We start from the raw sequence: 12,864 nt of genomic DNA, 5'->3' as shown, positions 1-12,864 counted from the left end.
GCGCCCGGGTGAGCGGAGCACGAGGAGTCGGACGGCGTCAGGCGCGGCGGCGGTAGGCGAGGACGGCGACGATCAGTGCGGCGATCCCGGCGACGAGTCCGCCGGCTCCGAGCGCGATCCCCAGCGGATCGGTCGTCGTCGTTGCCGCTGCCTCGTCGGTGGATCCGGCGGAGCCATGATCACCGTGCCCGTCGGTCGCGGCGTCGGTGACGGAGACCACCGGTGCCGGGGCGTCCAGGCTGTGGGGGTCCTCACCCTTCTCGGCGAGCTGGGTCCACTCGGTCGCGCCGTCGACGCACTCCTGCACGACGGGGAAGGCCAGCGTCTCCGGGGTGCTCTCGTCGAGCCCGACGGACATGCTCACCGCCCCGCGGAGATCGTTCGGTACGGGCGTCAGCGCGGTGTAGGTGACTGCGCTCACGAGGCCGTCATCACCGCGCTCGACCGCGATGTTCCAGTCGCCGTCCATCGTCGGCGCCACGGAAGCGAGTCCGTCCGGCATCGTGATGCGGAGGGCCGTGGTGGGGGAGTTGTCGCATCCGTGCGAGAACGAGAAGGTGAGTACGCCATGGTCTCCGGCGGCGAGTTCATCGGGGCTGACGCCGACGTGCGCGCCCGCCATCGTCGGGACGGCGAGGGCGAGGACGGCGCCACCGAGGATGCCGGCGGTGGCGAGGGCTGCGCGGTGGGTGCGGGTACGGGTGGTACGGGACATGAAGAATCTCCTGGTGCTCGAAAGAGCGGGCGCGCGACGACGGCGCACCCGGCGAGGGGGTTGTTCCGCCAGGACGGCGGCCTGCTCCGGTGCGACGGATCCGTGTGGATCAGTCGCGGAAGAGCGCAGGAGGCCCGCGTCGGGGCACAGCAGCCGCGACGGCGGCATTGAAGGAAGGCAGGAGAGTGGAGCGCAGGCGGGGCGGTCGGCGGTGTTGTGCGGGCGCAGTTGCGGCGGCACGCCGGAACATCGCCTCGACCCACCGCACGATGCTCCCCAGGAGTGTCTCGCCGTGCCAGACCAGCACAGTGGTGAGCACGGCGGCGGCGAGGTGCGCGAGCAGCATCGTCGCGCTGAGGGACGTCTGCGAGGTCGCGGGCCCGAGCAGATCGAGATTCAGGTGGTGGGCGTGGCCGACGCCGCCGAGCGTGTCGGCGCCGGTCGGCGATCCCAGCGCCTGGAACAGCACATGAAACGCGGCCTGCGCGACGAAGACGGCGGATGCCACGCGACCGCGTGACTGTCTGGTCCCCACGAGCAGGGCCGAGAACGGTGTGAGCAGGGTCGCGACCGCGAGGATCAGCAGCGGATGCGGTGCGGCACCGCCGCCGAACGTGTGCGAGAGCGCGGCGAGCAGTGTCGCGACGGATGAGACGGCGGCGGCGCGTACGAGTCGCAGCTGCCGGGCATTCACGGTTCCACCCTAGCCGCGCCCGCGTCGTCGGGCGGATTCCTAGCTGGGGGCAGTAGCGTTGGCACGTGGAATTCCTGCTCTATCTGGGCGGCATCCTCTTCATGCTGATCGGCCTCGGCCTTTCGATCGGTCTGCACGAGGTCGGCCATCTCGTCCCCGCGAAGCTCTTCGGCGTGCGCGTCGGCCAGTACATGATCGGTTTCGGACCGCGTCTGTGGTCGAAGCGCATCGGCGAGACCGAGTACGGATTCAAGATGCTGCCGCTGGGTGGCTTCATCTCGATGTCCGGGATGTACCCGCCCTCGAAGAGCTCGGGCCCCGCATCCGGTCTCTTCCGGTCGCTCATCCAGGACGCCCGATCCGCCAACGACGAGACCATCGCCGACGGCGCGGAGGATCGCGTCTTCTACCGCCTGCCGGTGTGGAAGCGAGTGATCGTGATGCTCGGCGGGCCGGTGATGAACCTGCTGCTCGCGACCGTGATCTTCACGATCCTGCTTTCCGGGATCGGCCTCCAGCAGGGCACCACGACGATATCCGCGGTGAGTGAGTGCGTGGTGCCTTCCGCGTCCACGGCCACCGAGTGCTCGCCTGACGACCCTGAGTCTCCGGCTGCCGAGGCCGGAGTGCAGCCCGGCGACGTGATCCTCTCCGTCGACGGACAGCCGGTGTCGACGTTCGCCGATGCGACCGCCATCATTCAGGCCTCGCCGGGCGAAGTGCTGGATGTCGTCGTGCGCCGTGACGGCTCCGACGAGTCGCTGAGCCTGACTCCCATCGCCGCCGAACGTACGATCACGGACGCCAGCGGCCGGCCGCTGCAGGACGAGAACGGCGACCCGGTGGTGAAGGAGGTCGGCTACGCGGGGATGTACTCCCAGATGGGCTATATCCAGCAGCCGCTCTCGGCCGGACCGGAGATGGCGGTCGATTCCGCCGGACGCGTGGCGACCATGATCCTCAACCTCCCGGCGCGCCTGTGGGACATCGGCGCATCGGTGTTCGCGGGCGCGGACCGTGACCCGAACGGTCCGCTGAGCGTCGTGGGCGTCGGCCGACTCGCCGGAGAGGTCGCCTCCGTGGATGCGCCCGTCCTGGATCGATGGGCGGGCCTCCTGAGTTTGCTGGGCATGCTCAACATCGCGCTGTTCGTCTTCAACCTGATACCGCTGCTTCCCCTCGACGGCGGCCACATCGTCGTCGCGCTCTGGGACGGCATCCGCAGGATTTGGGCGAAGATCTTCCGTCGACCGCCTCCGGCGCCGGTGGACGCCACGAGCCTCGTGCCTCTCACGGTGGTCGTCTCGGTGGTGCTCATCGCTATGGGTGCGCTCCTCCTGATCGCCGACATCGTGAAGCCGGTGTCCCTGTTCCAGTAGCCGGTCGCCGTGATCGGCGTCATGGATGGCAGAGTGAAGCGTGGATCGACCGAACGCTCCCTGGAGGCACCCATGCACGGATACTCACTGCGACCATACGACCCCCAGTCCGAGGCGGAGATGGCGGAGCGTCTTCGTGACCCCGAGGCCTGGCAGCCGAACAACTGGTTCGGCTTCGGATACACCCAGGTGCCGCCGTTCGGGCCGCAGAGCCCGGGGCTGGGGATGATCACGCCGGACGGCGGTCGGATGCGTCTGGTGCGTGATCGCGCGACGATCGGCCAGGTGAGTTGGTTTCCCGGGTACGACTACGGTGGCTCTCCTCGTCATCGGGGCTGGGGGATCGGTCTCCTCGTGCTTCCGGAGCACCGCCGCACGCGCGCGGCGTCGAGTGGTCTGGTGCTGCTCATCGACTACCTGTTCTCGACGACCGCCACCCACCGGATCGAGGCGGCGACGGCGGCGACGGCAGCACCGAAGAACCCCTCGGCCCGTCCTGGCGGTATGTCGCGGGAGGGAATCGCGAGAAGCGCGCAGTGGCGCGACGGGCGCTGGAACGACGTGGTGATCTACGCCATCCTCCGCGAGGAGTGGGAGGCCGGCCGCGCCACGCAGACGAAGCGGGACGAGACCGCCGAGGGCAGCGCGCTTCGTTGACTCTCGGCGGGTGCCTGCGTACCGTGGCAGGGAAGAGCGGCGCAGTTGCCGCACAGTCAGTCGAAACGAAGGAGAGACGAAATGACGAGTATCGCTGATCTCAGGATCGCTGTTCGCGAAGCGTCGGACTCCGCAGCCTCGAACGACATCTCGTCGGGGCGGGAGACGATCGACGAGGCCATCTTCCGCAGTTTGGTCGGCCGTGACACCGAGGCGATCGACACGACCGTGTCCGCCACCGAGACCAACAACCCCCAGATGTGCACGACGATCATGGGGCCCACCTGCCAGAACAACACGGTGTGCAATTGCGCCGTCGGTCCGACATTCGCAGCGGAACCCGCTGCCCCGGTGACGTTCGGCTGGCGCGCCTAGCACCGGATGCCAGGCCCAACCCCCGCGGCGTGGGTCGAGGACATCGGGGACTCGGAACGCCATAACTGGCCCGTCCTGCTGATCTGGTCCCAGGTGAGCGACCTGTGCGAGGAGTTGTCCGAGCTCGAGCGCACGTGTGACGTCCTTGCGGAGGGCGCATTGGTGGGCGCGTTCGCGAGCTCGTTCGTTTCGCAGGCGACGACGCTTCTCTCGCTTGCTGCGCAGGATGAGTACGAGCGGGTGAGTGGACGTTCCATCCCTGACGACGGCCGTGAGATGTGGGACGAGTTCGCCGAGTCCGGGCACCGCTGGGCGGAGTTGATGGATCTCGGCGATCTCGTTCCGAGAGCGGAGCGGCTCGGAACCGTCTTCCGCCGCGCTGCGCGCCTGTTCGTCGACGATCTCCGTGCCGAACTCGCGTCGGGATCCTGGGCAGCGGAGTTGCTCGCCTCTGTGAGCCACCTGAAGGTCCTCGGAGACGTGCATCCGCGCGGAGCGGTCCTCGGCATCTATGCCGAGGGACGCCCGGTGCTGGTGTACAAGCCGCGCTCGCTCGCACCGGATGTGCTCATCGACGAGATCCTCGGCATCCTGGAGCTGCCCGATCCGCCGAGGATCCCGCGGACTCTCGATCGCGGGACGCACGGCTGGCAGGAGTACATCGTCTTCGAGAACGTGGAGACAGACCGGGAGCGTGCCGTCTACTACCGACGATTCGGTGCACTGATCGCGGTCGCGAGCGCCCTCGGCATGCAGGACCTCCACTACGAGAACGTGAAGTGCGCGCGGGGTGCGCCGTACGTCATCGACGCGGAGTGCGCGTTCGGTTCCGGGCTGTCCTCCTCGTCGCCGGCCGACGACGGGTACTTCGCCCGAAACGCCCCCAGCCTCCTCACGACGCTCCTCGTCCCCAACTGGGGCAAACGCTTCGAGGATGCCGATCCGTACGACGCGAGTGCCCTCGGTGCGTTCGCCGACCCTGCGCGGCAGGCGCAGGTGCGGAGGATCACGCGCCGAGACGGAGTGCTGCGCACATCGTACGAGCGGCTGCTCGAGCCTCAGGTGTTCGGGAGTCAGCCCCACATCGGCTCGACCCGCGCCCCGTTCGCCGATCATGTCGCCGATCTCGAGGAGGGCTTCGGCGACGCGTCGGCCCGCCTGAGCGATCCGGACGTGCAGGAGCGCATCATCACCGCCGTCGCACGCCGGGACGAACTGAGGTGCCGGATCCTCACGCGCTCCACGGCGTCGTTCGTCAGTCTGCTCCAGGTGAAGGCGCCGCACGGCGAGCGGACGGCCGGGGCCTCGCCTTCGAGCGCAGAGGTCGCGTGGATCCTGCAGGAAGAGGCACGGCAGCTCGATGACGGCTGCGTGCCCGTGTTCGAAGTCGATGTCGGGCGAGGTCGCCTCGAGTCGGGCACGGGGAACGCCCTGGAGACCGGACGCGACGTACTCGGCCTGTGGACCGAGCGCTTCCTCGCCCTCACGAACCGGGGCGCGGTGCCCGGTCAGGCCCACCTGCTGCGACGGAGTCTCGAGCTGGGCCTCGAGGATCCGGATTGGACGGTGGACTCGACACCCCGGACCGTGCCACAGGACGTGCGACGGATGCCGAGCCCGGTTCCGATGATCGAGCAGATCGTCGACCGGCTCCGTGCGACCGCGCAGCGGACGGGCGATCATGTGTGGTGGGTCTCGTCGATTCAGCACTCTCCGAGTCGCCACGAGATCTTCGTGACGCGGAACGGCGTCTACGACGGACTGGCGGGGATCGTCCTCGCCGCCGGCGCTGCGGGTCTGGAGAGTCATCGGGCAGACGATCTCTATCGTCTGACGAGCGCCTCGCTGCTGCGCGCGCTGGAGAGATTCGTCGAGAGCCGGGCACGATCGACGGATGAAGTGCTCTCGCTCGGACTGGGCGAGGGCCCACTCGGCGCGGCGCTCGCGTTGGGGGAGGCCGCCCGGCTGCGCGACGACGCGGAGACGCTCGATCGGCTGGGCGTCGTGTGTGCGGCACTGGACGGCCTGTCTCCGAGCATGGCTTCCCCCGATCATCTCAACGGCGCCGCCGGTGTGGTGCTCGCTGCAGAGCGTCTCGGGGCGATTCGCGGCGCAGCTCCGTTGTCGCGACTCGGCTCGGCGGCTCGCGACCGGCTGGTCGAGATCGTCGCCACGACGCTGAGGAAGGGGCGTGCCGAGCCGGGCCTCGCCCACGGGCTGTCCGGGATCGTGCTCGCTCTTGCCGCTGAGGGCGACGATCCCGACGTGCGTGCGTTCGTGAGCGAGTGCTTCGACCTCGAGCAGACGCTCCTCGCCAAGGCGGAAGCTGCCGGGGACAGGGAGCAGGCGCAGAAGGCACTCTCCGGTTCATGGTGCTGGGGAGCGACCGGCCAGATCGAGTCACGGTTGCAGGTGGGGCATGAGTCGGGCATCGATGAACTGCGCGAGAGGATGGTGGGTTCTCCTCTCACGGGGACGTCTCTCTGTCACGGCAGCCTCGGCCGTGCGATCGTTCAGCAGTCAGCGCCGTACATCGACCGGTGGGGACGCCGTGATGCCGATCGAACGCGTCGTGAGGCGCTCGAGATGCTCATCCGCGATCCGCTCGGTGAGGTCGCCGAACCGGCGTACGCGAGCAGGGTCGGGCTGTTCACCGGGCTGTCCGGCAAGCTTCTCTATCTCGCGGCGCACCGCGACCGAGCCAGTGTGCGGCTGGCCTCCCTGTCCTACGAGCTCGGCTGACCGCTCAGGCGAAAGCGTGCGACACGAGGCGCTCGAGCGTGCGGATGCCGTCGCGCGAGAGGATCGACTCGAGATGTCCCTGTACGGATGCGAAGTGGGCACCGCGCAGAGCGAACACGTCGCCGGAGGCGGCGTCGGCCGAGACCTCCGCCGGCCCGACCGTCGTCGTCTCGGGGAGGACGCGTGCGGTGAACGTGTTGTAGAAGCCGATCGAGGCATTCTCCTCGAACACCGGGACGGACTTCTGCAGACCCTGATGCGGGGCGTCGAGCGGGGTCAGCGCCACACCGAGTCGGTCGGCGAGGATCTGGTGGCTGAGGCACACCGCCAGCAACGGGGCTCCTGAATCGAGGCGACGGGCGACCACGTCGCGCATCCTGGCGATCCGGCGGTTCTGCAGATCCCGGGGATCCCCGGGGCCCGGGCCCGCGACGACGAGGTCGGCGGCATCGAGGTCGGCATCCTGCACCTCGCTCCATCCGGCGATGGTCACGGTGAGACCGAGGTGACGGAGCTGATGGGCGAGCATGGTCGTGAACCGGTCTTCCGCGTCCACGACCAGTGCGGTGCGTCCGACGAACGGGCCGGTGAACTCCTCGCCCTGCGGGTTCAGCCAGAATTCGGCGAGGCGCGCATTGCGTGAAGAGAGCAGCGCGGCGACCTGGGGATCATCGGCGAGAGCACGCTCCTCGGCCGGTGCATCGGCATCGCTGCGCGCCTCGGCCACGCGATCCCGGTCGATGGCACCGATCGCACCCAGCACCCCTGCGGCCTTTCCATGGGTCTCGGAGACCTCTCCCTGCGGATCGGAGTGACGAACCAGGGTGGCACCGACGGGCACACTGAGCGCGCCGTCCTGCAGGTACACGGTGCGGATCAGGATCGGCGCATCGAGGTCGTGTCCGCCGTCCGCGTTCGGGGTGAACAGTGCGGCGACGCCCGAGTAGTATCCGCGAGCCTTCCGTTCGTGACGTCGGATCACGGCGCAGGCGTTCTGCATCGGGGACCCGGTCACGGTCGGTGCGAACATCGTCTCGCGCAGGATGTCGCGCGGGTCCAGGGTGCTGCGTCCGCGCAGCATGTACTCGGTGTGCGTGAGTCGCGACATCTCCTTCAGGTGCGGACCGGTGATCCGTCCACCGTCGGAGCACACGGCACTCATCATCTTCAGCTCTTCATCCACGACCATGAACAGCTCCTCGGTCTCCTTGGTGGAGGCGAGGAAGTCGATCAGGGTCTCTTTGGTGGCCCCGCCTGCGGGGTGACGGAACGTCCCGGAGATCGGATTCATCGTGACGACGCCCTCGCGGGCGACGACATGCGCCTCGGGGCTCGCGCCGACGGCGATGTGGCCGGGGGTGAAGACGGCGAACGTCCAGTACGCGCCGCGTTCGTGCGTGAGCAGGGCGCGGAACCAGGTCAGCGCCGCCGTCCGGTCGTCCATGTCGATGTCCGCGGTGAAGTCGCGCCGGATGACGAAGTTCGCGCCCTCGCCGCGACCGATCTCCTCCGCGATGACCTTCTCGACGATCGCCGCATACTCCGCATCCGCGATGTCGAACCCGTCGTCGTGCAGGGGGACGGGATCCGACGGGAGCGCCGCGACCAGCTCCGAGGTCGGCAGGTGGAGATGCTCGTCGACGATGATGCATCGCAGCGGAGCGCCGTCGTCCTGGGCGACGAATCCGCGTTCGCGCACCTGACGATAGGGGACCATCGCGAAGATCTCGCGGGGGGCGCCGTCGATCGTGAGCGGGATGTCGGCGAGAAGCTCGACATCCACCACATCGCCGCTGAGCAGTTCGACGGTGTCGGCGCCGTCGCGGGCGATCAGGACGAAGGATGCCGCCGGGTCGGCGTTGAGCTCGGCGAGTCGTGAGAGGGTCATCGATGTCTCCTGTGCAAGGCTCCGGCTCGGCGCAACGAAAAAACCGCCCGGGAGGCGGTCTGGATTCGTGGGAACGCGAACACACCGCCTAGAAGGCGGGCCACCAGGTGAAGTTCGCGAGCATGGGGCCGAAACTACCACATCGCCGGTGCCGGCTTCGGCGCGATGACGTCACCAGATGCTCCCGCCGGGTTCCCCGACCTCAGCGTCGAGGGCATGGTCCACGACCAGGCGCACCGCACGTGCCAACTCCTCATCGGCAAGATGCGGGGCACCCGCCGGGGCGGTGCCTGTCGACCACGGAAGATGGACGAATCCTGTCACCGTGCCGTCCGGGACGGCCCCCAGCGCGGTGTAGAGCACGTGATTGCACACGTAGGAACCCGCCGACAGCGAGAGCTGTGCCGGCAGCCCGTGTGTGGTCAGGACCCGGACCAGGTGCTTGACCGGAAGCGTCGCGAAGCGGGCGGCGGGACCATCGGGTTCGCAGGGCGCATCGAGGGGCTGGGCGCCGTCGTTGTCGGGGATGCGCGCGTCCATCAGGTTCACGCCGATGCGCTCCACCGCGATCTGTGGACGTCCGCCGGCGAGCCCGGTAGCGATGACGGCGTCGGGGGAGTGCCGGTCGATCAGCGCGCGGAGGCGTCGCGCGGAGGATTCGAATGCGACCGGCAGTGTCGCGACGATGAGCTCGTGCGGACCGTCGTAGTCGGCGGCGACGGTGTTCACGGCATCGGCCGAGGGGTTGCGCGCCGCGCCGTCGAAGGGCTCGAAGCCCGTGAGAAGAACGACCGCCATCCCTCCAGCGTAGGTGCGTCCGTCCAGCCCTCTTGCATCCTGGCGGCGTAGGCTTGGGGGGTGCCAGCAGTGAACCTCGGAATGCCGAAGATCCCCGAAGTCCTCGCCCCGCGCCGGAAATCTCGGCAGATCAAAGTGGGCAAGGTGCTCGTGGGCGGCAACGCTCCCGTCAGCGTGCAGTCGATGACGACCACGAAGACGACCGACATCAACGGGACGCTGCAGCAGATCGCCGAGCTCACGGCGTCCGGCTGCGAGATCGTGCGTGTCGCCGTGCCGCACCAGGACGACGCGGACGCCCTGAAGATCATCGCGATGAAGAGCCAGATCCCGGTGATCGCCGACATCCACTTCCAGCCGCGCTACATCTACACCGCGATCGACGCCGGGTGCGGCGCCGTTCGTGTCAACCCGGGGAACATCCGCGAGTTCGATGGCAACGTCGGCAAGATCGCCGAAGCTGCGAAGGCGGCCGGCGTCTCGCTGCGCATCGGTGTGAACGCCGGATCGCTGGATCGTCGGATCCTCGCCAAGCACGGCAAGGCGACCGCCGAGGCGCTCGTGGAGAGCGCCGTCTGGGAGGCGTCGCTGTTCGAGGAGCACGACTTCCACGACTTCAAGATCTCGGTCAAGCACAACGACCCGATCGTGATGGTGAAGGCCTACCGTCAGCTCGCCGAGCGGGGCGACTGGCCTCTGCATCTCGGTGTGACCGAGGCGGGCCCCGCCTTCCAGGGCACGATCAAGAGCGCGACGGCGTTCGGCATCCTGCTCGGCGAGGGCATCGGTGACACCATCCGCGTGTCCCTCTCTGCTCCGCCGGCCGAAGAGGTCAAGGTCGGGCACCAGATCCTGCAGTCGCTCAATCTGCGAGAGCGCAAGCTCGAGATCGTGTCGTGCCCGTCATGCGGTCGCGCCCAGGTCGACGTGTACACGCTCGCGGAAGACGTCACCGAGGGGCTCAAGGACATGACCGTGCCGCTGCGCGTCGCCGTCATGGGATGCGTCGTCAACGGTCCCGGAGAAGCTCGCGAGGCCGACCTCGGCGTGGCGTCCGGCAACGGCAAGGGGCAGATCTTCGTCAAGGGCGAGGTCATCAAGACCGTGCCGGAAGCGGAGATCGTCGCGACCCTGATCGAAGAGGCGAACCGGATCGCCGCCGAGATGGGCCCGGAAGCACCCCTTGGCACCGCTCAGGTCGTCGCGGTCTGACCGCGGAGGAAAGCCATGTCGACGCCTACCATCGTGTCCTTCGCCGGCGGCGCCATCACCGGGGACGGTACGGTCACCCGGGTCGAGAGCGGCACTGACGGGACGGTCGTCGTCGTCGTCGACGCGACGCCGTTCCATCCGGTCGACCACACCTGGCCCGACCAGCCGGGTGATACCGGCACCCTCTCCTCAGACGACGTGACGATACCGGTCACCGAGGCGCTGATGGCTGCGGTCTCCGACGAGGGCGAGTTCGCCGTCGGAGGCGACATCCCCGTCAAGCGCGGTGCTGAGGGGTGGACCTGGCTCGTGGCGCACCGGATCGACGGCGCGGCTCCCGCGTGGCTGACCGACGGCTCGCGCGTGCGGCTGACCGTCGACGCCGCGCGACGCGCAGGCCTCAGCCGCGGTCACACAGCCTGCCACCTCGCCTCTCTTGCCCTGGATCTCGCTGTCGCCGACCTGTGGCGAAAGGATCCGGGTGAGGACGCGCTCGGGAATCCCGACTTCGAGGGGCGCGCCAATCAGTCCAGTCGTATCCACGAGGACGGGGCGGTGGATGAGTACCGTCTCGGCAAGAGCCTTCGCCGGGCCGGCTTCGACACCGAGACCTTCGCCGCGACCCTCGCCGATCGCGAGCAGCGGATCAACGCTCAGCTCGCCGCGTGGATCGCCGCAGGGGCCACCAGTCGGGTCGAGACGGAGGGGCCGACGATCGTCGATCGGCGTCGATGGCACTGCGCGCTCCCGGAAGGCGAGGCCGTGATCCTGTGCGGCGGCACCCATGTGCGGGCGCTGTCCGAGTTCTCCTCGATCTCGGTGTCGCTCGATCTGACCGACCCTCAGCTGCTCGTGATGACGACGACGGCGACGGCCGCCGGCTGACGTCAGCGCACGAACTCGGTCGGCACCCGAACGCGGGCGCGCGGCTGTGGCGGTGGCGGGTTCAGAGAGCGAACTCCACCTCTCCGGCGCCGATGTCCGCACGAACGACGCGAAGCCGCACGGCCTCGCCCGGCTTCGCACCGGGGGGAACCGGCGCTGTCGCCGTGACAGCCGGCTCAGCGATCTGGATCGACGCCCGCTCACCCCGAAGCTCGATCACGGTCGCATCGATCGTCGTCCCGACGAGCGGGGTGAGCAGTGCAGCCTCGACGGTGTTGATCGTGGCCGCGTTCAACCGAGACGCCCGCTGGCCGGATTCCTGCATGAGGGTGGGGAGCTCGTCGAGCGATCCTCGCACCCACTCCGGCACCGGTTCACCGTTCGAAACGGCGAGGCAGATCGTGAGCGTCCAACGGTCGACGAGTCGGCGCAGGGGAGCGGTCGCGTGTGCATACGGGGCCGCAATCGCCGCCTGCACGGCATCCTTCGGAGGCGCTCCGTCGAACACGCGATAGCCTGCACCCCGGAACAGCGATGCCGCCGCCTCGAGCACCGGGAGGGTGATCGGGTCGCGGCGATCGAGTTCGCGAAGGTACTCGCCGTACGTGCCCGTCGTCCACGGGCGCCCGAGGGCCTCGGTCTGGTGGCGGAAGGTTTCGAAGGCCTCGGCATCCGGTTCCGGCATCGTGCGAAGGATCCCGATGCCGGCGTCGAGCATGAGTGATGCCGCCGCCATCCCGGTCATGAGTGAGAGCTGTGCGTTCCACTCCTCGACGGGGAGGGGGCTGCGGCGTTCGATGGCATACGTGCCATCCGGGGCGCGCACGACCTCTTCGTCTGGCAGGTTGAGGCTCGCCCCGCCCCGCAGTCGCTCCTGCTCGATGCGGAGGGCGCCGATCTCGGGCAGCAGCGACGCCGGTCCGTCTTCGCCCCGCTCGAGCGACTGCTGCGTTCCCACGTAGTCGAGTTGCGCGCGGGAGCGGATCAGTGCCCGCTCGAGCCGGAATTCCGTCACCGCGCCCGTGGGGTCGAGCAAGAACGTCCATACCAATGCGGGGCGATCGAGCCCGGCGAGGAGCGACGCGCGGTCCTCGCTCAGCACGGGCGGATGCAGGGGGATCCTGCCGTCCGCCGCGTACAGTGTCTGCCCACGACGACGAGCTTCGGCGTCCACTGCTCCGCCGGGGACGACGAACGCCGGAACGTCCGCGATCGCGTATCGAACGGTGTAACCGGATGCGGTGCGCTCCAGCTGGAACGCCTGATCGAGATCCCTCGAGCCCGCCGGATCCAGAGTCGCGAACGAGAGGTCCCGCAGATCCAGCGACGGCAGGGGCGGCGTGGCTCGCTCCGCTTCCGCGAGCACGGCGGGTGGGAATCCGACCGGCGCGTCGGCGGCTTCCCGCAGTCCGGCGAGGGCCGCGGCGAGCTCGGTCTGAGCGGCGGACGGAGAGACATGCGATCGGCGCTGCGGCATGGGTCCACACTAGGCGGCGCGACGGCGATCACCCCGGGCGCT

11 protein-coding genes are annotated in these 12,864 nt (G+C 68.8%); 6 read left to right on the top strand and 5 right to left on the bottom strand.

The features are described 5' to 3' along the window. Nucleotides 1–37: 37 nt before the first annotated feature. Together HCX50_RS04875 and HCX50_RS04870 are read right to left on the bottom strand one after the other, a co-directional pair. On the bottom strand, nucleotides 38–715 hold the full coding sequence (locus tag HCX50_RS04875; RefSeq protein ID WP_167633196.1) for a YcnI family copper-binding membrane protein: 678 nt from the start codon (nucleotides 713–715) through the stop codon (nucleotides 38–40). A gap of 109 nt (nucleotides 716–824) precedes the next feature. Further along, nucleotides 825–1,409, bottom strand: coding sequence for a hypothetical protein (locus HCX50_RS04870; RefSeq protein WP_091033677.1), 585 nt, complete (start codon nucleotides 1,407–1,409; stop codon nucleotides 825–827). 65 nt (nucleotides 1,410–1,474) lie between these two features. Between HCX50_RS04870 and HCX50_RS04865 the strand changes: the two genes are divergently transcribed. From HCX50_RS04865 to HCX50_RS04850, 4 genes are all read left to right on the top strand, one after another. Beyond that, nucleotides 1,475–2,788, top strand: coding sequence for a M50 family metallopeptidase (locus tag HCX50_RS04865; RefSeq protein ID WP_029263684.1), 1,314 nt, complete (start codon nucleotides 1,475–1,477; stop codon nucleotides 2,786–2,788). Between the two features lie 72 nt (nucleotides 2,789–2,860). Continuing rightward, a complete protein-coding gene (locus HCX50_RS04860; RefSeq protein WP_167633195.1) occupies nucleotides 2,861–3,445 on the top strand; it encodes a GNAT family N-acetyltransferase in 585 nt (194 codons plus the stop codon). 81 nt (nucleotides 3,446–3,526) lie between these two features. After that, nucleotides 3,527–3,820, top strand: a complete 294-nt coding sequence (locus tag HCX50_RS04855; RefSeq protein WP_029263682.1) for a hypothetical protein — start codon at nucleotides 3,527–3,529, stop codon at nucleotides 3,818–3,820. A 6-nt stretch (nucleotides 3,821–3,826) separates the two neighbouring features. Next, nucleotides 3,827–6,562: a DUF4135 domain-containing protein gene (locus HCX50_RS04850; protein WP_167633194.1), complete on the top strand. Its 2,736-nt coding sequence runs from the start codon at nucleotides 3,827–3,829 to the stop codon at nucleotides 6,560–6,562. A gap of 4 nt (nucleotides 6,563–6,566) precedes the next feature. On the opposite strand, the gene HCX50_RS04845 is transcribed toward HCX50_RS04850, so the two are convergent. Both HCX50_RS04845 and HCX50_RS04840 read right to left on the bottom strand, forming a co-directional pair. Then, nucleotides 6,567–8,450, bottom strand: a complete 1,884-nt coding sequence (locus HCX50_RS04845; RefSeq protein ID WP_091033667.1) for a chorismate-binding protein — start codon at nucleotides 8,448–8,450, stop codon at nucleotides 6,567–6,569. Between the two features lie 171 nt (nucleotides 8,451–8,621). Continuing rightward, nucleotides 8,622–9,248: a pyroglutamyl-peptidase I family protein gene (locus HCX50_RS04840; protein ID WP_091033665.1), complete on the bottom strand. Its 627-nt coding sequence runs from the start codon at nucleotides 9,246–9,248 to the stop codon at nucleotides 8,622–8,624. Nucleotides 9,249–9,308: 60 nt separating this feature from the next. Between HCX50_RS04840 and ispG the strand changes: the two genes are divergently transcribed. Further along, nucleotides 9,309–10,460: a flavodoxin-dependent (E)-4-hydroxy-3-methylbut-2-enyl-diphosphate synthase gene (ispG, locus tag HCX50_RS04835; protein ID WP_208617658.1), complete on the top strand. Its 1,152-nt coding sequence runs from the start codon at nucleotides 9,309–9,311 to the stop codon at nucleotides 10,458–10,460. Nucleotides 10,461–10,475: 15 nt separating this feature from the next. Then, on the top strand, nucleotides 10,476–11,345 hold the full coding sequence (locus HCX50_RS04830; RefSeq protein ID WP_167633193.1) for a hypothetical protein: 870 nt from the start codon (nucleotides 10,476–10,478) through the stop codon (nucleotides 11,343–11,345). A gap of 61 nt (nucleotides 11,346–11,406) precedes the next feature. On the opposite strand, the gene HCX50_RS04825 is transcribed toward HCX50_RS04830, so the two are convergent. Then, nucleotides 11,407–12,822, bottom strand: a complete 1,416-nt coding sequence (locus tag HCX50_RS04825) for an RNB domain-containing ribonuclease (protein WP_167633192.1) — start codon at nucleotides 12,820–12,822, stop codon at nucleotides 11,407–11,409. Nucleotides 12,823–12,864 lie beyond the last annotated feature (42 nt).

Origin of the sequence: Microbacterium sp. B19(2022) (assembly GCF_012030385.1) — a bacterium.
GTDB classification, from domain to species: Bacteria; Actinomycetota; Actinomycetes; order Actinomycetales; family Microbacteriaceae; genus Microbacterium; species Microbacterium oxydans_B.
Note: the sequence above shows the minus strand (reverse complement) of the source record. Positions and strands in the feature narration are given on the sequence as shown.

Coding starts and splice junctions, on each gene's coding strand:
- HCX50_RS04875 (WP_167633196.1), bottom strand. CDS start 715: ATGTCCCGTACCACCCGTACCCGCACCCACCGCGCAGCCCTCGCCACC.
- HCX50_RS04860 (WP_167633195.1), top strand. CDS start 2,861: ATGCACGGATACTCACTGCGACCATACGACCCCCAGTCCGAGGCGGAG.
- HCX50_RS04855 (WP_029263682.1), top strand. CDS start 3,527: ATGACGAGTATCGCTGATCTCAGGATCGCTGTTCGCGAAGCGTCGGAC.
- HCX50_RS04850 (WP_167633194.1), top strand. CDS start 3,827: ATGCCAGGCCCAACCCCCGCGGCGTGGGTCGAGGACATCGGGGACTCG.
- HCX50_RS04845 (WP_091033667.1), bottom strand. CDS start 8,450: ATGACCCTCTCACGACTCGCCGAGCTCAACGCCGACCCGGCGGCATCC.
- HCX50_RS04840 (WP_091033665.1), bottom strand. CDS start 9,248: ATGGCGGTCGTTCTTCTCACGGGCTTCGAGCCCTTCGACGGCGCGGCG.
- HCX50_RS04830 (WP_167633193.1), top strand. CDS start 10,476: ATGTCGACGCCTACCATCGTGTCCTTCGCCGGCGGCGCCATCACCGGG.
- HCX50_RS04825 (WP_167633192.1), bottom strand. CDS start 12,822: ATGCCGCAGCGCCGATCGCATGTCTCTCCGTCCGCCGCTCAGACCGAG.